At 42.5% G+C, this 19815-nt stretch carries 13 protein-coding genes; 8 read left to right on the top strand and 5 right to left on the bottom strand.

What is annotated here, in order from left to right; genetic code table 11:
• Nucleotides 1-158: 158 nt before the first annotated feature.
• The 5 genes from L990_RS17050 to L990_RS17030 all read left to right on the top strand — a co-directional run bounded on the left by L990_RS17050 (nt 159) and on the right by L990_RS17030 (nt 9932).
• On the top strand, nt 159-3488 hold the full coding sequence (locus L990_RS17050) for a SusC/RagA family TonB-linked outer membrane protein (RefSeq protein ID WP_047451928.1): 3330 nt from the start codon (nt 159-161) through the stop codon (nt 3486-3488).
• A gap of 24 nt (nt 3489-3512) precedes the next feature.
• Nucleotides 3513-5078: a RagB/SusD family nutrient uptake outer membrane protein gene (locus L990_RS17045; RefSeq protein ID WP_047451927.1), complete on the top strand. Its 1566-nt coding sequence runs from the start codon at nt 3513-3515 to the stop codon at nt 5076-5078.
• Between the two features lie 109 nt (nt 5079-5187).
• On the top strand, nt 5188-6090 hold the full coding sequence (locus L990_RS17040; RefSeq protein WP_047451925.1) for a dihydrodipicolinate synthase family protein: 903 nt from the start codon (nt 5188-5190) through the stop codon (nt 6088-6090).
• Nucleotides 6091-7287, top strand: coding sequence for an AGE family epimerase/isomerase (locus tag L990_RS17035; RefSeq protein ID WP_047451923.1), 1197 nt, complete (start codon nt 6091-6093; stop codon nt 7285-7287). It abuts the gene before it with no gap.
• Entirely contained in the window at nt 7284-9932 is a 2649-nt protein-coding gene (locus tag L990_RS17030) for a sodium:solute symporter family transporter (RefSeq protein WP_052181113.1), read from the top strand. The genes L990_RS17035 and L990_RS17030 overlap by 4 nt, the downstream gene beginning before the upstream one ends.
• A gap of 184 nt (nt 9933-10116) precedes the next feature.
• On the opposite strand, the gene folE is transcribed toward L990_RS17030, so the two are convergent.
• Together folE and L990_RS17020 are read right to left on the bottom strand one after the other, a co-directional pair.
• Nucleotides 10117-10743, bottom strand: coding sequence for a GTP cyclohydrolase I FolE (gene folE, locus L990_RS17025; protein ID WP_047451922.1), 627 nt, complete (start codon nt 10741-10743; stop codon nt 10117-10119).
• Between the two features lie 13 nt (nt 10744-10756).
• A complete protein-coding gene (locus L990_RS17020; RefSeq protein WP_047451921.1) occupies nt 10757-11176 on the bottom strand; it encodes a 6-carboxytetrahydropterin synthase in 420 nt (139 codons plus the stop codon).
• A 268-nt stretch (nt 11177-11444) separates the two neighbouring features.
• Between L990_RS17020 and L990_RS17015 the strand changes: the two genes are divergently transcribed.
• The 3 genes from L990_RS17015 (at nt 11445) to L990_RS17005 (ending at nt 13403) form a co-directional block, all read left to right on the top strand.
• On the top strand, nt 11445-12050 hold the full coding sequence (locus tag L990_RS17015; RefSeq protein ID WP_047451919.1) for a superoxide dismutase: 606 nt from the start codon (nt 11445-11447) through the stop codon (nt 12048-12050).
• 133 nt (nt 12051-12183) lie between these two features.
• The gene (locus tag L990_RS17010) at nt 12184-12759 is read left to right on the top strand and encodes a superoxide dismutase (RefSeq protein WP_047451917.1); all 576 of its coding nucleotides are present in this window, start codon (nt 12184-12186) and stop codon (nt 12757-12759) included.
• 71 nt (nt 12760-12830) lie between these two features.
• On the top strand, nt 12831-13403 hold the full coding sequence (locus L990_RS17005; protein ID WP_047451911.1) for a nitroreductase family protein: 573 nt from the start codon (nt 12831-12833) through the stop codon (nt 13401-13403).
• Nucleotides 13404-13919: 516 nt separating this feature from the next.
• On the opposite strand, the gene L990_RS17000 is transcribed toward L990_RS17005, so the two are convergent.
• The 3 genes from L990_RS17000 to L990_RS16985 all read right to left on the bottom strand — a co-directional run bounded on the left by L990_RS17000 (nt 13920) and on the right by L990_RS16985 (nt 19405).
• A complete protein-coding gene (locus L990_RS17000) occupies nt 13920-14693 on the bottom strand; it encodes a DUF3307 domain-containing protein (RefSeq protein WP_047451909.1) in 774 nt (257 codons plus the stop codon).
• Nucleotides 14690-15346, bottom strand: coding sequence for a hypothetical protein (locus L990_RS16995; RefSeq protein ID WP_047451907.1), 657 nt, complete (start codon nt 15344-15346; stop codon nt 14690-14692). Before L990_RS16995 ends, L990_RS17000 begins: the two co-directional genes overlap by 4 nt.
• 561 nt (nt 15347-15907) lie before the next feature.
• Nucleotides 15908-19405: a DEAD/DEAH box helicase family protein gene (locus L990_RS16985; protein ID WP_047451903.1), complete on the bottom strand. Its 3498-nt coding sequence runs from the start codon at nt 19403-19405 to the stop codon at nt 15908-15910.
• Between the last annotated feature and the right edge of the window lie 410 nt (nt 19406-19815).

Below are 19815 nucleotides of genomic sequence, written 5' to 3'. Positions count from 1 at the left end.
AAATGGTACAATACTCTTTTTGTTGTTTTATGGTATTGTTTGTAAGTGCTTTATGAAAATATCATAAGCCAAAAAGTACACATAAACGAGCTATTTGTACTAATACAAAAAGGCCAATCTACCTATGTTTGGGACCAAATCACAAACACCTAATAAGTATGAAACTTAAATTTGGTCTCGCATGGATCATGCTGCTGATTGTATTTGCAGCACAGGCACAGTATACGGTAAAGGGGCGTATATTCGATGCAAGTACAAAAGAAACCCTTCCGGCGGTAACTGTTGCCGAAAAAGGTACCCCTAAAGGAACCATAACGGATATAAACGGCAATTTCCAACTAAACTTATCGAACGCAAAGGCTGTGCTAGTTGTACGCTTTGTTGGATATCAAACTCAAGAGATATCTCTTGGCGGGAAGTCCGAACTAAACATAGAACTACAGGCTACTGATACGAAACTTGAAGAAGTGGTGGTTACCGGATATGGTAGTTCAATTTCGAAATCAAAGTTGACCTCTTCCATTGCTAAGGTGGATAACAAGGTGTTGGAAACAGGAGTTCGCTCGAATCCTGCTCAGGCATTGGCTGGGTCGATTGCTGGTTTAAAGGTGGTACAATCTACCGGTAAGCCAGGAGCAACGGCTACCGTAACCTTACGTGGAGGAACCAATTGGGATGGATCTGGATCGCCATTGGTTATTGTTGATGGTCAGGTTCGAGGTGGATTCTCAGATATCAACCCCGAGGACATCGAATCTATGGACGTGTTGAAGGATGCCGGTGCTACAGCTCTTTATGGTGCTCGTGCAAATAACGGTGTGGTTCTTATTACTACGAAGAGAGGTAAAGCAGGGAAATCGGAGGTTAATGCCAAGGTTCGTTTTGGATTGAACTATGTGAATGAAACCAACGAATTTCTTAATGCTGGAGATTACCTTTACTGGATGCGAAAAGGTTATCAGAATGCGGCTAATGCCGGCTATCAGAATCTTAACAGCCTAACGCAGCCAGTTGCTTATGGAACTGGTAACGTTTATTTTGATCCGAGTAATCCAACTCAACAGTTAGACGGAAATAAGGATAATAAGGGGGTGTGGAGCCCAATGCTGCTTACCGACGATAATAAGTTCTTGCTCAATCAAGGATATAAGGTGATGAAGGACCCTGTTTACGGGACCGATATAATTTACAAGGATTTCAATTACAAGGATGTTGCTTTTACTAACCCTGCAACAACCCAAGATTACAACATCTCGATGTCTGGCGGTAACGATCGTGGCAACTACTATGCTGGTCTTGGCTACTACTACGAGCAAGGACTTCCTATTAAAACCTTTTACAATCGCTTGAACTTTACCTTTAATGGCGATTACAAGATTAACGATTGGTTAACCTCCTACTCCGGACTAAACTTTGCCAATGCCCGTTGGAAGGACACCCCGATATCTGCCGAGGGTAACTACTTTGGACGTATGTTAAGTGCTCCACCTACCATGCGTGGCTATAACGGAAACGGAGATGCACTAGTAGGGCAAGGACTTTCAGATGGTAATCCGCAGGCTAACATCGACAAGTTTAAGCGTACCAATGTTTCCGACAAGTTTACCCTTAGCCAGTCGTTAAAGGTTAACCTAATGCGCGATTTGTCGCTAAAGTTGAACGCAATATGGATGTACGATGAGGAGTATAAGGAGAGTTTCAATCGCGACTATCTTCAATCTCCAGGCAACAAGGTTGTCACCCGATCTACTTCTGCTCAGTTTGATCGAGTCCTACGTCAAACGTATAACGCGGTGCTAAACTACAAGAAGAAGTTGTTCAATAATCATAATATCGACGGTATTGTTGGTGGAGAATTCTACGATGCCTACAACTATGGATTATATGGTGCAGGTTCTGGAGCCCCTACCGACGACTTTGGTGATTTGGAGTTGACTCTAAGCGAAAAGGATAAGCGTAAAATAGATACTTGGCATGACCGCCAGCGTATTCTGTCGGCCTTTAGCCGTGTTAACTACGATTTCATGGGTAGGTACCTTCTGTCCTTTACCTACCGTCAGGATGGCTACTCTAAGCTACTTGGCGATAACCGTTGGGGGTATTTTCCTGGAGTATCTGCTGGTTGGGTGGTAAGTAAGGAGTCTTTTATGAGTTCAACCAAAGATTGGCTTACCCAGCTAAAGTTGAGGGCTAGTTATGGCTTGAACGGCAACGTATCGGGTATTGGTTCATATCAACTTCAAGGAAGTTATTATTCACCAAAATACGATGGAGGCGTAGGATTTCTTCTTGGGGGTTACGATTCTAGTTCAGGATATACTACTGAAAAGGGGCTTCCTAATCCAGACCTACTATGGGAAAGATCGCATACGGCAGAGGTTGGCGTTGATGTTGGATTGTTGAATGGTCGAGTTTTTGCTTCTCTTGCCTACTACGATCGTACTACAAGTGATAAAATTACGCCAATTACGGTACCTGGAAGTTCGGGGGTTAATAAGCTCACAACAAACAACGGAACTATTAAAAATATGGGCGTCGAGTTTGAGGTAAAAGTTGCTGCAGTTCAAACGTCCGACTTTAAGTGGGATGTTAACGCTAACATATCTTGGAATAAGAATAAGGTGGTAAAACTTCCAGATAATGGTTTAGAGCGTAATCGTCAGGATGCAATGCAAATTTACGATCCAAAAACAGGGGAAAAAGTTTGGGTAGGTGGATTACAGGAAGGTCAAGAGGTAGGGGGAATGTGGCTTCATGTTGCTGAAGGCATCTACCAAAATGCTGAGCAGATTCAGGCTGAGGCTGCGAATCGTATCGATATCACCTCCGGAAATAATGGAAGTAATGGTAAAACGCTATATGGGCCGGAAGCATGGAATAAGCTAACTACAGCCGAAAAGGGAAAAGGGCTTCAAATTCAGCCTGGAGATATCAAATGGAAGGATGTGAACGGTGATGGTCTTATCGATAACTTCGATAAGGTGTACGTAGGACGTACGGTTCCTCGCTTTACTGGAGGTTTAACCTCTACCATGAGTTGGAAGGGCCTAACCCTATTTGCGCGTATGGACTATGCTCTTGGTTTCTACCAGTACGATAACACGCTACCTTGGTTTATGGGATGTATGCAGGGGGCGTTTAATCCAGTTGCAGAGGTAAAGCAAAGCTGGACTCCCGAAAATCCTTCGGCAAAGTATCCAATTTATACTTGGGCCGATCAGCTTGGTAAGCGCAACTACGCCCGCGACTCTAAGATGTTTGCCTACAAGGCCGACTACATCTGCTTTCGCGAGATTTCGATGAGCTACACCTTTCCTAAAAGTTGGGTAAGCAAGGTTAAAATGCAAAACCTGCAGGTAACGCTCACTGGGCAAAACCTAGGCTACCTTACCAAGTCGAAGACTTACTCTCCTGAAGTTGGAGGTTATGTAGGAAGCGGTTATGCCCTGCCACGTACCTATGTATTCGGTGTAAATCTTTCATTCTAGCAACATCCTTTAAAATAAAAACAAATGAAAAAGTTAAGAATACTTTTTTACACAATAGCATTTGCGGGATTGTTTACTTCCTGCAACAGCCTTGAGCTCGCTCCCGAAGACTACTACGCTAGCGGAAATTTCTGGCAAACTCCTGCGCAATTCGAGGGATTTATGGTTGGTCTTCACAATTCGCTAAGGGGAGATTATACAAACATGTTTGTACTGGGCGAAGCAAGAGGAGGAACACAGAAAAATGGTAACTCAACCCTTTCAACCAGTTTAAACTACAGCTCTCCTATTAAAAATAATGCCTTTACAAAAGATCAAACTGGTGTTAGCAACTGGGGTGGTTATTATGGACGTATTATGCAGGTTAACCTCTTTATTCAAAAGGCAGAGGAATCGACCGTAATGAACGAAGCCAATAAAAATTATCTGCTTGGACAGGCTTATGGTTTGAGGGCATACTACTACTTTCAACTTTACAAAACCTTTGGTGGTGTACCAATTGTAACAGATCCAATGCCAACCATGACTTCGGATATAAATAAGTTGGGTAAGGCCCGTGGTACCGCAAAGCAGACCCTCGATTTTGTTAAGCAGATGATTGAAAAATCGGAACAGTATTTTGCTGCCGATAATTTTACCCTAAAGAATAAAAAGGGAATGTGGTCGAAGGCGGCAACTTTGATGCTTAAGGGTGAAATATTTTTATGGTCGGCAAAAGTTACAACCGACGATCAGCAGGCTGTCGATGTGGCTGGCGATTTGAAGAAGGCAGAGGATGCCCTATTGTCCGTAAAAAATTCAGGCAAGTTTAGCCTGCTAAACAAGTTTGAGGATGTTTTCTCTTCCTCGAATAAGGGAAACAACGAAATTATTTTTGCGTTACGCTTTGCCGATGGAGAGGCCACTAACAATGCGGCTGAGTTCCTATACCAGGATGCTGTTTTTTTGAATCTTTACACGGGTTCTAACGGGAAAGTACTTAAGGATACCTTGAGCCTAAAGGGTACTGGGGGAATATTTCGTAACGAGTACAAGTTCGAACTATTCGAATCGTACGATAATGCAGATGCCCGTAAGCGTGCTACCTTTCTTGATTTTTACAAGGTTGTAAATGGAACACCAACCGTAAAGGCGGTGGTTCTGCGTAAGTTTGCAGGTTCTATTAACTCTACGAATAACAGGGTGTACGATTGCGATATACCAGTGTACCGTTATGCTGATGTACTACTACTATTAGCTGAAATCGCAAATAAGAAGGGCGAAGATCCTTCTGGTTACATTAACGATATAAGGAAGCGTGCCTACGGTCCAACCTATCCTGTGTACGCAAATGGTACATTTGCAGATAATGAACTTGCAATTCTTAAAGAACGCGACAAGGAGTTCGTTTGGGAAGGGAAGCGTTGGTACGACTTACGTCGTATGCAGGATGGTGCTGGAAAACCTTTAGCTTTTTCTATATTGGCTGGCTACCCGGCAACATCACCTGTTCTGGCAGAAAATGAAGCATATAAGTTGCTATGGCCAATCGATATTAATACGTTAAATGGCGATCCATTACTAAAGGGGCAACAAAACCCTGGATACTAATGCAAATAATTATTGGATAAGTGGTTTGTGAAGTTGTTCAGAATAACCTTGTTTTTATACATCAGGTGGTTCAGGACAACTTCCTACCTTTTCTAAAAAACATGAGAGCATGAGACAACATAATTTTATTGCAGCTCCCCACACCCCATTTAAGGAAAACGGAGAGGTCAACATTACGGAAATAACAGCCCTATACTCATTCTTAAAAAAGAATGGTGTTAAAGGTGCATTTATTAATGGATCAACATCGGAGGGGTATCAACTTACAACAGCCGAGCGTAAAAATACAGCGGAAGCGTGGAACTCTGTTGTCGATCCCGAGTTTCAACTATTTGTTTTTGTTGGACACCTCTCGACAAAGGAGGCATGCGAGCTGGCTGCTCATGCTGCCACGCTACAACATGTTAAGGCAATTTCTGCAACGGGGCCGTTTTATCAGCGTCCAACGAGTTTGAGCACGCTTGTTTCAATTTGTCAGGAAATTGCAAATGCAGCTCCCAATAAAGATTTTTATTATTATCACATTCCTGTATTAACCAGCATTTCGTTTTCTATGACCGATTTTCTGAACGAAGGTGCATTGCAGATTCCTAACTTTAAAGGAGTAAAATATACGCATACTGACATGCAGGATTACATTTCTGCAACTGCTTCTAAATACAATGTAATGGCAGGTGTTGATGAGATTGCACTGGTAAGCATGCAGCTTGGAGCAACATGGTTTATCGGAAGCACTTATAACTTTATGTTACCGTTATATCTTCAAATGGGAGACTGCCTTAATCGTAATGATTTAAAAGGAGCACTCAAGTTGCAGCGAAAAAGTATTCAGATAATAGAGGTGCTTGCAAAGAGAGGATATATGGCAAGTGCAAAGTTTGTGATGGAGCAGTTGGGAATAAATGTAGGTTCCCCTCGTTTGCCTTTTGTAGGGCTGAATGAAGAACAAAAAGAATCTCTATTGAGGGAGTTGAAAAAGGTTGGCTTTTTTACATTTGCAAATAAGGGATAGATGGAAAAGGATTTTAAAGGCTTATCCCAATTTTATGGGGATAAACTGCTTCATGATGTTATGCCTTTTTGGATTAATCATTCGTTGGATCATGAGTTAGGGGGGTATTTTACCTGTCTTACTCGTGAGGGGCAGGTTTTTGATACCGATAAATTTTTGTGGCTACAAAATCGCGAACTTTGGATGTTCTCCTTTTTGCATGAACATTTGGACGCAAAGTCAGAGTGGAAGGATGCTGCTTGCCTAGGGTATAACTTTCTTAAAAAGTACGGAAGGGCATCTGATGGGAGTTGGTATTTTTCGGTAGATCGGCAAGGAAATCCACTGATTCATCCTTACAATATTTTTTCAGATTGCTTTGCTACAATGGGATTTAGCCAGTATGCAAAAATGACGGGCAACGATGAAGCTATGCAAATAGCAATTGCTACTTTTAATAATATATTGAGAAGGCAAGGCAATCCGAAAGGAATCTGGAACAAGACAATTCCCAGTTCTAGAAACCTAGTCAATTTTTCGCTTCCTATGATTCTTAGCAATCTAGTCTTGCTACTTAAGGATGTTCTTCCGAAGGATAGAGTCGATCAAACTGTTCAAGAGTGTGTCAATATGGTAATGAACATTTTTCGAGATAAAGATAGGGGCATTATCTTTGAAAATGTGCTACCTAATGGGGATCACCATAACAGTTATGAAGGTAGGCTGATTAATCCAGGCCATGGTATTGAGAGCATGTGGTTTATTATGGATATTGCTCATGCTTATGGTGATACCGAACTAATGAAGCAGGCTGTAGATACAACTATCTCCATCCTAGAGTTTGGATGGGACAAGGATTATGAAGGTATTTTTTATTTCCTTGATGAAAAAGGGTATCCTCCATTACAGTTGGAGTGGGATCAAAAACTCTGGTGGGTTCATCTAGAAACTCTTATATCTTTGTCTAAAGCATATTTATATACTGGCGATGAGCGCTGTTGGGAGTGGTATAAAAAGGTGCATAAGTACGCATGGTCGCACTTTAACGACGATACCTTTGGTGAATGGTTTGGTTATTTGAACAGACAAGGCAATCCGCTCACAACTTTAAAGGGGAGTAAATGGAAAGGTTGTTTTCACCTTCCTCGTGCCCTCTACCAGTGCAGCATTACTTTTGCTATGCTGGACAAAATCCAAACAAAAAAGAATGCAGTATGAGAACGCAGATACTTCCCTTTTTAATATTACTTCTACTAACAGGATGTTCTTCTCCTCCTAAGGGAAGGCCTACTTACCATTGGCAAAAACTTCAAAACGTAGGAGCCCAAGATGTAAAAGGTTACGGTAAAGGTGTTGCCTCCCCTTTTGCAGGAGTCATAAACGGAAATCTCATTGTTGCAGGAGGATGTAATTTTTCGATAGGAGATAATGGAAGTATAGGTAACAAACGTTACTATAAGGAGATGTACTGCTATTCCTTGGATAGAGTAGCTTCGCCTCCTTCTCCAATGGCTCTACAACTTCCTTCTACTCTCGCTTATGGTGTTTCCATTCAGGTTCCTAGTGGAGTGGTGTTTCTTGGAGGTCGTAACGATAGCGTCTTTAGCAATAAAGTGATGCTACTTACCTGGAATGTTGCCCAGAAAAAGATAGTTGCTCATTCGTTGCCTCCTTTACCTGTGAAACATGCTCTATATGGCGGGACATACACAAACGGGAAAATTTATGTAGTTGGTGCCGAAACTATCGCTCCGTATCGAAAGCTCTTTTTTTCGCTGCAATTGAACAGGTTGGATAGTCGGTGGGAGCAGCTCGCCACCTATCCAGGTAGAGCTCGGACATCACCTGTTGTTGTAGCACAAAGCAATGGTGAGGAGGAAAATATATTTCTCTTCTTTGGAACTACTGCAGATGGAAAATATCCTTATATATTAAGTAGCTATCTTGCCTACAGCATTAAAGGAAGTAAATGGGGAGAGGAGGTAAAGACGAATTATAATGGTTCATCTATCTCTTATTTTGGAGGTGATGCTTTTAGATCAGGTGCACACCACATTCTTTTTGTTGGAGGTGTAGATGCCAGTATCTATCGCGAAGAAATAGCGCGCAGAGAAGCCTATTTGAAGATGCCCTCTTCCTTTCAACGAGATTCTATAAAGAGAGTCTCTGATGCTTATATGAGGGCGAATCGCTCATTCTTCAACTTTAACAGCAAAGTAATGGCGTTTCATACGCTTACTAAAAGTTGGACTCCCTTACAGAATGCTCCTTATGGGGGAGTTGCAGGAGCCAAAGTTGTTTCCGTTGGGAATAAAGTATATGTCGTTAACGGAGAAATTAAGCCCGGAGAGAGAACTCCTAGCGTTTATGCTGGAGAGGTCAACTCCAGTCCTGAATTTGGACTGTTAAATTGGATTGTTCTGGTAATTTATTTATTGTCGATGGTATACCTCGGTTACTATTTTATGAAGGGAAATGACAATACTGAAGAATATTTTACGGCTAGCGGACAGATACCATGGTGGGCCTCTGGAATAAGCATCTTCGCAACAATGCTGAGTGCTATTTCTTACATGGCTTTACCTGCAAAAACCTACACTTCTGATTGGCGCTATTCTCTTATGGCTGTGTCTATAATCTTAATTGTTCCGTTAGTAGTTAAATACTACTTTCCCTTTTTTCACAGGCTAAAATTATCTTCCGCTTACGAATATCTTGAGCGCAGATTCGGGCTATCTGTCAGACTTATTGCAAGCGCATTGTTTATTGTTTTTATGGTATCTCGTATTGGTGTAGTGCTTCTACTCCCAGCTTTGGCTCTTTCGACTGTTACTGGAATCAGTGTTTTGGTATCGATACTTCTAATGGGAATGATAACCTTGTTTTATAGTACAACGGGAGGAATAAAGGCTGTGATATGGGGAGATGTTATTCAAGGTGTCGTCCTTTTGGCCGGCTTGTTTGTTGCTATTATCTTTTTACTAGTTGATATTGATGGAGGAATTTCCTCCCTAATAGAGCATTCTCGTGCTGCCAATAAGCTTCAGATTCTCGACTTTTCTTTTGATCTTACAAAACCAACCTTTTGGGTGGTGATGTTTGGTGGGTTGGCCTCAAGCCTAATTACATATACGTCCGATCAATCAATAATTCAACGGTATATGACTACCTCAGACGAGCGTGGTTCAATAAGAGGTATTTGGCTTAATGGTTGGCTGAGCGCACCCGCTTCTCTGCTATTCTACTTCGTAGGTGCAGCCCTTTTTGCATACTACTCTGAAAACCCGATGAATTTGGATGTTACGATGACAAATTCAGATTCTATTTTTCCATACTATATAATGTATGCTCTACCCTCTGGGGTGGCTGGTTTAATGATTGCGGCTATTTTTGCGGCTACTATGTCTACACTTTCATCGAACATTAATGCTGTGTCCAACGCATTAACGGTAGATTTTTATCAGCGGCTAACAGGTAAGCATAACTCGGTTGTACTTGCAAAGATTATTAGTTTTGGGGTTGGATTTTTAGGTGTCACGGTGGCAATTTGGCTCTCGAAAACAAGTGTTGAGTCTATCTTTGATGAATTTCAAACCATTATAGGCCTTTTTGTGAGTGGTTTGGGTGGTTTTTTTGCGATGGGTATTTTTACTAAGCGAATAAGCACAGTGGGAGCTATTGCGGGGTTGATCGGAAGTGGACTAATCCTATTTTTTATACAACAAACTCAAATTCATTTTTTAATTTACGGGCTGATAGGATTTGTATCAAGCTTTGTTTTAGCATGGTGTGTCAGTATCTTTATCCCCAATAAGAAAAACCTTGATGAATTGACTATTCATACTTGTGGCAAGAGAACATAAGTTAAGCTATGCAGTAGATTTGAGAATGGTTTTTACTTTTTGTTAAAAATAAGGATAGAGCAGTAAGAGGGTCTCTTGTATGTTAATCACAACTATATGAGATAAAAAATATGTAGAGAAACACATGATTTTTTATCTTATGTGGTGATACTTTGGGGACCCTCTTTTATTTTTTCTCCCAACTCTAATGCAGCTTCTTTCCAATTAAATGGATAAACTCTTCCCTTGTCTTGCTGTTCGAAAGAAAGGCTCCTGTAAACGCTGATGTTGTAGTTACAGAGTTTTGTTTCTGTACGCCTCTCATCTGCATGCACATGTGGGAAGCCTCTATAACAACCGCCACTCCAAGAGGTTTCAGCGTTTCGTGTATGCAGTCGCGAATTTGTACGGTTAGCCGTTCTTGAACCTGAAGCCTGCGGGCGTAGGCTTCTACTATTCTTGCAATCTTGCTAAGACCTGTGATGTATCCATTGGGAATGTAGGCAACGTGTGCCTTCCCGTAAAACGGAATCATATGGTGCTCGCACATGGAGTAGAGCTCAATATCCTTCACCAGTACCATTTGCTGGTAGTCCTCCTTAAACTTGGCTGAGTTTAGGATTTCCTTAGGATCTAAATGGTAGCCGTGAGTCAAAAATTGAATCGCTTTGGCTACTCGCTCTGGGGTTTTTAGTAGACCTTCTCTTTCGGGGTCTTCCCCAATTAGTGTAAGTATCGATTTGTAGTGTTCTGATAGTTTTTGGGTAATTTCGTCGTTATATCGCTCTTCTTTTTCGTATCCTCGAATTACGCCATTTTCAAAATCGTTCATTCTATTCTTGGGTTTATTCGCCGTAGTATTCGGCAAAGTTATTCTCGGTTTCTTGTACTTTAATGCAGTGTAGGGCTATTTTTAGCGCTTCAACCTGCGGCTTTAGCTGCTGCCAGATGGCAACTGCCAAATTTTCGGTCGAAGGTATAATACCTTTCATAAAATCAACCTCTAAATTGAGATTTTTGTGGTCAATTTTTTCCACAATTTCTTCTTTTACTATCCGCCCAAGCTCTTTCAGGTTTACCACATAGCCCGTGTTGGGGTTTATTTCTCCCTTAACGGTAACTAGGAGGATGTAGTTATGGCCATGCCAATTGGGGTTGCTACATTTTCCGTATATCTCAAAATTTTCCTCATCGCTAAGGCCTTCCTTGTAAAGCCGATGGGCGGCATTGAATTGTTCTCTTCTTGTTAAGTATGCAAGCGGCATCTGGTCTGTTTTTAGTTGTCATTTAGCAAGCCATTTTCAAAACAACTTAAAGCCGATGAGGTTCATTGTCGTTAGGCTTAAAGATGAATTATTGTAGCGGCTTAAGGCTATCCTATAAAATTAGCGTAATAAGTGGAAGAACGGTTGAATGACTCAAAAAAAGAAGAAAAGTTTCCTTTTTTTTCAAAACCAGCTGAACAATGTTTCATGCTTATCGTTTTTAGCAGTAATTAGACTGAATAAAAACAACGATTAAAATTTTACGATTATGGCTTTCGTACTACCAGAACTTACCTACGATTACTTGGCATTAGAGCCTCATATTGATGCAAGAACTATGGAGATTCACCATACAAAGCATCATGCTGCATATTTGAACAATCTTAATGGTGCCATTAAGGACACTCCGCTTGCAGATCTTTCCATCGAAGCAATTCTTAAAGATGCATCAAAGCATGCCCCTGTTGTTCGTAATAATAGTGGCGGTTTCTATAACCACAACCTTTTCTGGAATTTCTTGTCTCCCAACGGAGGTGGCGTTCCATCCGGTGAAGTGGGGGAGGCTATCATAAAGGCATTTGGAAGTTTTGATAAGTTTAAGGCGGAGTTTAGTCAGGCTTCAATGAGCCGCTTTGGTTCTGGTTGGGCTTGGCTGGTTGCAACGCCTGATGGGCTGAAGGTTTCTTCTACTCCCAATCAGGATAATCCTTTAATGGATGTTGCTGATGTAAAGGGGGCTCCGATTTTAGGTCTTGACGTGTGGGAGCATGCCTACTACCTGCATTACCAGAATCGTAGAAATGAGTACGTTGAGGCTTTCTTTAATGTTGTTAACTGGGACGAAGTTGCACGATTGTACAAGTTAACTTTATAGTTCTAACTCCTTTTTTGTTTAAGGTCAAGTTTAGCTGTGAGGGCGGTCTGTTTACAGATCGCTCTTTTTTTGCTTTCTCAACATTTTGGGTTTACCTTTGTTACTAGAGCGACAAATACAAAAAACAAAAAGGATGAAATTTGAACTACCAAAGTTGCCTTACGAGCTGAGTGCTCTTAATCCAACCATTAGCGACAAAACGTTAGAATTCCACTACGGAAAGCACCATCAAGCTTATGTGAATAATCTAAATAACTTGGTTCCAGGAACTAAGTTTGAAAATGCCGATTTAGAAACCATCGTTTTAGAGTCGGATGGGGCTATTTTTAATAATGCGGCTCAGGTTTGGAATCATACCTTCTATTTCAACCAGTTTTCGCCTAACCCAGCTACCGCGCCTACTGGCGAGCTGGCAAAAGCGATTGATGCTACATTCGGATCATTCGAGAAGTTTAAGGAGGAGTTTACCAAGGCTTCGGTTGGACTATTCGGTTCTGGTTGGTCTTGGCTGGTTAAAAATGAGGCTGGTGTATTGGAAATTGTGCAGGAAGCTAATGCTGGCAACCCTCTTCGCAAGGGTAAAAAGCCTTTGCTAACTTGCGATGTGTGGGAGCATGCTTACTATCTCGACTACCAAAATCGTCGTCCTGACTATGTATCCAGCTTTTGGAATATCGTAGACTGGAAAGTAATTTCTGAAAGATACTAGCAGATTTATATCTTTGAGGCCCTACAACGTTGCTGTTGTAGGGCCTTTTTGTTTTCTTAATTTTCAGAATAATGGTAAAAGAGTTGGTGTATAAGAATAGAAGCTACAGACGATTCTACGAATCTGAAAGCATTGATAGAGAAACGCTAGTAGAACTGGTTGATTTGGCTAGGGTTTCGGCTAGTGGACGTAACCTTCAATCTTTGAAGTACTATATCTCAAACGAAAAATCGCTAAACGAAAAAATATTCCAAACATTAGCATGGGCTGGCTACCTGAAGGAGTGGGCCGGACCTGCCGAAGGCGAACGTCCTAGTGGCTATATCGTTATTCTGGAGGATACCACTTTGGGTGCTGCAATGGCCCACGATCAAGGAATAGCGTCTCAAAGTATCCTTTTGGGAGCTGTAGAAAAGGGACTTGGAGGCTGCATTATCGCTTCGGTAAAAAAGGCTGAGCTATCTAAAATTTTAGAACTTCCAGAACATCTCAGTATTGCGCTTGTGCTTGCCATTGGGAAACCGAAAGAGGAGGTTATCATGGTAGAGATGGCCGAAGATGGAGATGTTAAGTATTGGCGCGATGAAGATGGGCGTCATTATGTTCCGAAAAGGAAGCTCGAGGACGTGTTGATTAACTTATAGTCCGAATTAGGGTGGCATACCTTCTGTGAGGTAGAGTTTTATCCTGAGGTTTTATGAGTTATCGACGTTGTAAATTAGGGCTGATACAGCACGCTTGGATAAGAGGATGGGTATTTTGCGAGCTAACCGAATCTCTGTATTAATAGCATCATTCATGCTGTCTGCGTGCTCCTTCTTGCCCTTCTTCAAAAAAACGAGTAAGGAAGCTTGTACCGCAGATTTCTGCCTTGCACGGCGCCGCCCTGCGCGCGTTTGAGGCAATAGTAAAAAGAATGCCGCTATAAGCCATATAACAGAAGTAAGCAGTTAGCCCTCTTTTTCATCTCGCTTTGCGGCAATGCCAAGTGGGCTTATCCACCTTATTCGTTATAAGTTTTTTTATGCAAGAACATAGCGAGTGATGTCTTTGTGTCAGATAACAATTGCAGCAGAAAGGTTTGAACTCGCTCAAGTCTCTACTCTCAGTGTTGCCTACAGTAGCTTTACGGCAGTTTCCTCACCTAGTGTATGTCGAATCTAGATTTTTACGATAGCTTTTACCGCAAGACCCACAACAATAGCCATTGCAAAGCTCATCAGCGTTCCAATTAAAACGTATTCTGTCTTTTTTCGGGCTTTTTCTTCGCCATCCTTGCTGATGCGAAGCAGCGACTTCGCCGCAAACAGAAACCCAATTGCCGAAAACTGGTCCAGCAGTACAAAAATGAAGGTCAGCACCCGTTCCAGAACGCCAATATAGGTGCCAGCTCTGCTTAGACTGTCTGACTCGTTGTTGCCCAGCTCATTTCTGAATGGTTCGGTTATAATACCTATAACCAACCCAACAGGCCATACGATAAGCGTTAAGGCCGTTAAAATGGTAAGGTAAGCCTTGTTCGAAAAGAGTTGAGCAATAAACGGAAGTATCAGATTGAACGAGCTTGTCAGGTAAAGCCAGGCCATAAGAATGACAAGGAGATGGTAAAGCTGATCCATTAGAAAAAGCCGTGCACCCGACTTCCTTTTTGAGACATCCTCTACCTGGTTGTTAAAGGCTAGCAATTTAGCCTCCTGCCTTATTTTCAGATAATCGAGCAAGCCGTGGGTAACCATAACAAAAAGAGGCACCAGCCACCCGCTCCATTGCATTAGTATAAGGTAGGTTAGGGCTCCTGAAAGAACAATGTGAAACCAAAATTTTTTCGACTTTAGTCCCCCTTTTTTCTTGCTTTCGACCATGTCGTCGGTCTGAAAAACAAAATCGGCCAGAATATGGGCCAGTAGCAACTGAACGAGAATGGTTAGGTTCATCGTATTTTCCCCCTTACTATTTCATCAAAACGTGCCAGCAGCGCTTCAACGCCATACCAGCCCGCTGTTTTTTTACGTTGGTTAATGGCCGATTGGGTAATGCCGAGTATGCTGCCTATTTCAGCCTCGTTTTTCCCTTGTAGCAGCCAGTAGAGCACCTCTGCAGAGGTTACCTTCCAGCCTGCTGCTATCACCTCCAAAAGCTTAAGTTCGGTGTCCAGTTCGGCGTCAACCTCCTCTATACCCGTTTTTATGGCAAGCGTTCGCTTATTCTTTTTCATGGAATCCAATGTCCTGCCCGAGTTGGTGTATGCCTCTCCGGTCGACTCGTCGACTCTGTCTCTTTTGCCTGTAATGCTTCCTACCCCAATGGCAACTCTAACGTCCACCTCCGGTTTTGTTTTGGTGTCACTTTTTAGTGTGATCTTGTTTATGGCCGCTTTAAGTCGCAGGGCCAGCTTAAGAGCCTCTGCTACATCGTGCAGCTCTACCTGTATGCTGTCGCCTCTTTTTATGTGGAAACTGCCCTCGGTGGCATTACTTCTTCCCGAGTCGCTGTCGAAAACAGCATAAATGGCCTCCAGTACCTTACTCTCCTCGTTGGCCGACAGCTTGGTCGAGTTGATGACATCTGCGGTAATTACGGCATTCATATGGTTGCGATTTCTTATGTTACCAAATATCCTTATATCATAAGGTTTTAGCCTTATAGTAGTGTAGTATAAGGTTGTGGACTTATTTTGCCACCCGCTACTTTGCGGGATTGTCATTATTTGCCACTTTTCTATACATATCCACTTAGATATGTATGGATTTTGCCACTTTCCTATACATATCCATTTCAGCATGTATAGATTTCTCTACTTTCCTATACATATCATCGGGCATATATAGGCTTTGGTTGCGATTTCTTAAGTTACCAAATATCCTTATATCATAAGGTTTTAGCCTTATAGTAGTGCAGTATAAGGCTATGGGCTTATTTTGCCACCCGCTACTTTGCGGGATTGTCATTACTACAAATATATTAAAAATATTAGGACGTAACCTTATAATGTGTATTTATTAGGTTGTGACCTTATATGATAGGGCGTTGTTCTACTAAATGTGTGGTTGGGGAGTGGTATTTTAGCAAGCAAGTTTTTGAAAATGTAAAGCTAGATGAACGTTAAAACAAAAAGGGGCTGCTGCCCCTTTTGTTGATAGGTTAACCATCAGCTGATAACCTTTTCTAAATTATTTAGGTTGTTGATAATTGTAAATATCTTATCAGACTGGTCGTTGTTAAACACACCATCGACCCCTTGGTTGTGGAAGCTGATAAACGGTGGTTCATATAGCTTTTCTGGGTCGATCTTGCCATTGGTGGTTAGGAACATTTTGATGGTGTTTAAGAACTCAATTTGTTGAGAACTTAGCTGGTTGGCGTTGATGAAATCTGCAAAGGCTCCGTCTACGTGCTTTTCGCTTTGTCCTGTAAGGGTAACTACCATTTCGACAAGGTTAAGGGTCTTCCCAATTTCCTTTTCAAGTTCTTCCTTCTTTATTTGATCATCGAACAGCATCTTTTCGAGCGAAGCTAGCTCTTGATGTGTAATGGTTTCGCCATCGCGAATGCGCTTGATGGTTATGTTGCTGCTATTGTCGCGAATAATTTTTTCGAGGCGTTGACGGTTACTGCTGAAGAATGGCGTTGTTTCTACAGAAACAGCGTAGGACTTTTCCACTACCTCTTCTGCATTTAGCGAGTCCTCGAAGTCAGTCATTACATAGCGTACGTCCTCAGCATCTATGTAGCGGAGGAGGTTTCGTACGTTGCAACGAAGCTCTTCGAGGTGTGCAAGCTGGTTGGCATCCCAGAATTCAGCATCGAGAGGTTGTCGGATATGCTTTTCCTTATGCTTTACTTCGGGAATAGTTGTCTTCTCGAGCAACTTCTTAGATATGTGGCTTACACTACTAATGAGGCTGTTGGATTTGTTCTTAAACGCTGAAGTATTGGGCATTTCCAACCGTTTGGCCATGATGCTATAGAGCAGCTTATCGTAGAAACGGGAAAGATCGGTATCTCCTTTGGCTGGTTTTACCAATGGCGCAAGCGTTTCGTTGATAACTTGGATATCCTTTTTTTCTAGGTGATTCCAGAGTTCGCGATTACCTGCTGCATACTTGTTTACCGTTTTTATCTTCATGCGTACATCAAAGCGGTCGCGGTTGAGCGAGGAAATATCGTTAAAGAGACCATCGAGTAGGGACTGACGAAAAGCCTGAAGCTCGGTATTGGTGGCAAGCTGATCGCTGCGGAGGTATTCGGCCAACTCTAAGCGCAGGCCAAAAACCTGCTCGGTTATCGATTTTTGTACTGAGGTTTCTATTCCATGCTCGTTTTCGGCAAAGAATTGGAAGTTACCGCAAAGATCGAAGATCAGAAACTTGTCTTTATGAATCCCTGGCCCAAAAAGATTTGGACGTAGCCGAGAACCACGCCCGATCATCTGCCAGAATTTGGTGTACGACTTAACGGGCTTGTAGAATACAAGATTTACTACGCTAGGTGCATCGATCCCCGTATCCATCATATCTACCGAAATGACGATTTGAGGTAGCCGTTCCTTTTCTTCGTCGCAGAATCGCTCTATAAAGGATTGGGCCTTTGGTTGACTGTGATCTATCACCTTTACGTAGTCGTTGCTAAAAAGCTCCTTGTCGAGCTGCATGAAGATGTCCTTTAGAAACTTGGCATGCATTTGGTTGCGAGCAAAGATGATGGTTTTACCCAGTTCGTCGCCACCACGTTTTTTGATGCCATGCTTAAGTACGAAGCTAAGCGTTTTGATGGCGGTATCCTTATTAAAAAGCCAAGTGTTAAGGGAGTTGCTATCTATCCATTCGTTTCCAGAGGCCTCCTCACCGTCAAGTATCTCCTTTTCGAACTGCTCCTGCTCTTCTGCAGAAAGTTCGCTATACTTTATTCCTTGAGTTAGGAACTTGGTAGCTACCTCGACTGTATGGTAAGGAACTAGGTGACCATTCGTAACCGCTTCGTCGAAGGTATACGCATCGGTGGGGGTTTTATCGGCTAGACCAAAAATATGATAGGTGTTTTTGTCGATGCTGTTTTTGGGGGTTGCCGTTAATCCAAGGAAAAGGGCATCGAAGTAGTCGAATAGCGCCTGATACTTACGGTATATCGAACGGTGCGCTTCGTCGATAATAACCAGATCGAAGTGTCCGACGCCGTAGTATCTTTCGCTATCGGATTTGGCGCTGTCAATAAGGCCCATCATGGTAGCGTAGGTCGAGAAGGCTAGGCGGGTGTCCGTATTCTCCTTATCCTCTAAGAGATTAACGCACGAATATTCGGGTAGATGCTTTACAAAGTTGTTCTTAGCTTGCTTAACCAAGCTGATTCTATCGGCTAAGAAAAGCACCCGTTTAGCCCAGTTTGCCTCGAAGAGAAGCTTACATAGGGCGATGGCGGTACGTGTTTTGCCCGTACCGGTTGCGAGTACCAGTAGCGCACCTCGGTTGGTTCCTACTAGGTTGCCCGTTCGCTTATCGGTGCCAGCAAAATGCTCGGCAATACTTTTTATGGAGCGCATCTGGTATGGACGACCTGCAATTTCGGTGTTGATAGCAGAGGTACGGATATCTTTACGGTTGGCACGGCGGAACATGATGGTTTGCAGCTCGCGCTTGGTATAGAAGCCGTTAATGGGGCGAGATTGCTTATAGAATTGATCGTCCCAGATATAGATTTCGTAGCCATTGGTGTAGAACATAACGGGGCGGCGGCCAAAAGTTTTTTCCAGGCACTCGGCGTAAAGCTGCGCCTGATTCTCCCCGTTTTTAGCGTTAACCATTGTCTTTTTGGCTTCCACAACAGCAAGCGGTAGTCCGTCGTCATCCCAAAGCACGTAGTCGATATAGCCAATGCCCGATGGATTACCGCTAACAGGCATGTTGTTAACCTTGTACTCGCGGTTGTTTATGCTCGATAGATCCCAGCCAGCCTCGCGAAGCAGCACATCGATAAGCAGCTTGCGGGTTTCTGTTTCGTTGCGCGGATGGTAGATGTCGTCGGCGCTGTTGGCCTGACGCTTGTTGGCCTCCTGCTTTGCTTTTAGCTCCTGTAGCTGCAAGCGGTAAAGCTCGTTTTCGGATTCCAACAGTCGATTCTTCTCGTTGGCTTCGGCAATCTCGTCGTGTACCTTTCCGATGGTTTTGGCAAATTTAACCTGAAGCTCGTCGATCTTTTTTTTGCTAAGAGCTTCATCTCCCTCGGTTGGAATGAGGCTGCTATCGAATGGGGCTAATACGCCTATCTCGGTGGTAGCGTACGATTTGGCAAACCATCGGCAGAAGTAGAAGAGGTAGCCAGCAACGGATTCGGCATCGGTAGCAGTAACGGGCCTATTATGAGCGGCTAGGTTACCAGCCTTGCGTATGATATCTAGCTCTTGGTATAGCTTAGCGGATAGCTGCGCCCTAAACTCGAACGTTTTCATGAGCGAGTTCAACGATTTGTCGATGGGCATCTCCAGCTCAGTATCGTGCTGATACATCCAGTTAACAGCCGTTTCTAATGCCATACGACCGTATATAAGGGCTGTGCGCGGGTCGGTGTTAGCAAAGCGTTCTACTTTGACCGATAGCTTATAAAGTTCGGGCCACTCGGCTTTTAGAAAGGTGAAGTTTGACGATGGATGCATTACAATAAGCCTTTAGGTAGATATATGAGTTTCTTTTTAAAAGAAGATTACGAATAACGCTGCAAATTAACATTTTTACCGATATGGTATGGAGAAAAATTGCTTTAATGAGATATGATAGTGAAGTAACCAGCATTCTGATTTTTATCGTTGCGCTTGCCCATTATCATACAGGTGTGATAATGGGCTGATCTAAAAATAAGAGATTGAAATTGTGTGTTGTAGTAAAATTGTTTAAGATATAATGTTTTTAGGGGATTAGAGATTAACTTTATGAATAAATGGTAATTTTAGCAGTTAGACAGAGTTGTATTCCCTATTTTACTGTAAAAAATACGTTATGTGTCAAGTAATTCAACTTTAAAGTTGAATTATTGTAGAAACTGAAATATATTTGTGGAGGTAAAATG

Origin of the sequence: Alistipes sp. ZOR0009, assembly GCF_000798815.1 — a bacterium.
Taxonomy (GTDB): Bacteria; Bacteroidota; Bacteroidia; order Bacteroidales; family ZOR0009; genus Acetobacteroides.
Note: the sequence above shows the minus strand (reverse complement) of the source record. Positions and strands in the feature narration are given on the sequence as shown.

Coding starts and splice junctions, on each gene's coding strand:
- L990_RS17015 (WP_047451919.1), top strand. CDS start 11,445: ATGGCTTTCGTACTACCAGAACTTACCTACGATTACTTGGCATTAGAG.
- L990_RS17005 (WP_047451911.1), top strand. CDS start 12,831: ATGGTAAAAGAGTTGGTGTATAAGAATAGAAGCTACAGACGATTCTAC.
- L990_RS16995 (WP_047451907.1), bottom strand. CDS start 15,346: ATGAATGCCGTAATTACCGCAGATGTCATCAACTCGACCAAGCTGTCG.
- L990_RS17020 (WP_047451921.1), bottom strand. CDS start 11,176: ATGCCGCTTGCATACTTAACAAGAAGAGAACAATTCAATGCCGCCCAT.
- L990_RS17030 (WP_052181113.1), top strand. CDS start 7,284: ATGAGAACGCAGATACTTCCCTTTTTAATATTACTTCTACTAACAGGA.
- L990_RS17040 (WP_047451925.1), top strand. CDS start 5,188: ATGAGACAACATAATTTTATTGCAGCTCCCCACACCCCATTTAAGGAA.
- folE (WP_047451922.1), bottom strand. CDS start 10,743: ATGAACGATTTTGAAAATGGCGTAATTCGAGGATACGAAAAAGAAGAG.
- L990_RS17000 (WP_047451909.1), bottom strand. CDS start 14,693: ATGAACCTAACCATTCTCGTTCAGTTGCTACTGGCCCATATTCTGGCC.
- L990_RS17010 (WP_047451917.1), top strand. CDS start 12,184: ATGAAATTTGAACTACCAAAGTTGCCTTACGAGCTGAGTGCTCTTAAT.
- L990_RS17050 (WP_047451928.1), top strand. CDS start 159: ATGAAACTTAAATTTGGTCTCGCATGGATCATGCTGCTGATTGTATTT.
- L990_RS16985 (WP_047451903.1), bottom strand. CDS start 19,405: ATGCATCCATCGTCAAACTTCACCTTTCTAAAAGCCGAGTGGCCCGAA.
- L990_RS17045 (WP_047451927.1), top strand. CDS start 3,513: ATGAAAAAGTTAAGAATACTTTTTTACACAATAGCATTTGCGGGATTG.
- L990_RS17035 (WP_047451923.1), top strand. CDS start 6,091: ATGGAAAAGGATTTTAAAGGCTTATCCCAATTTTATGGGGATAAACTG.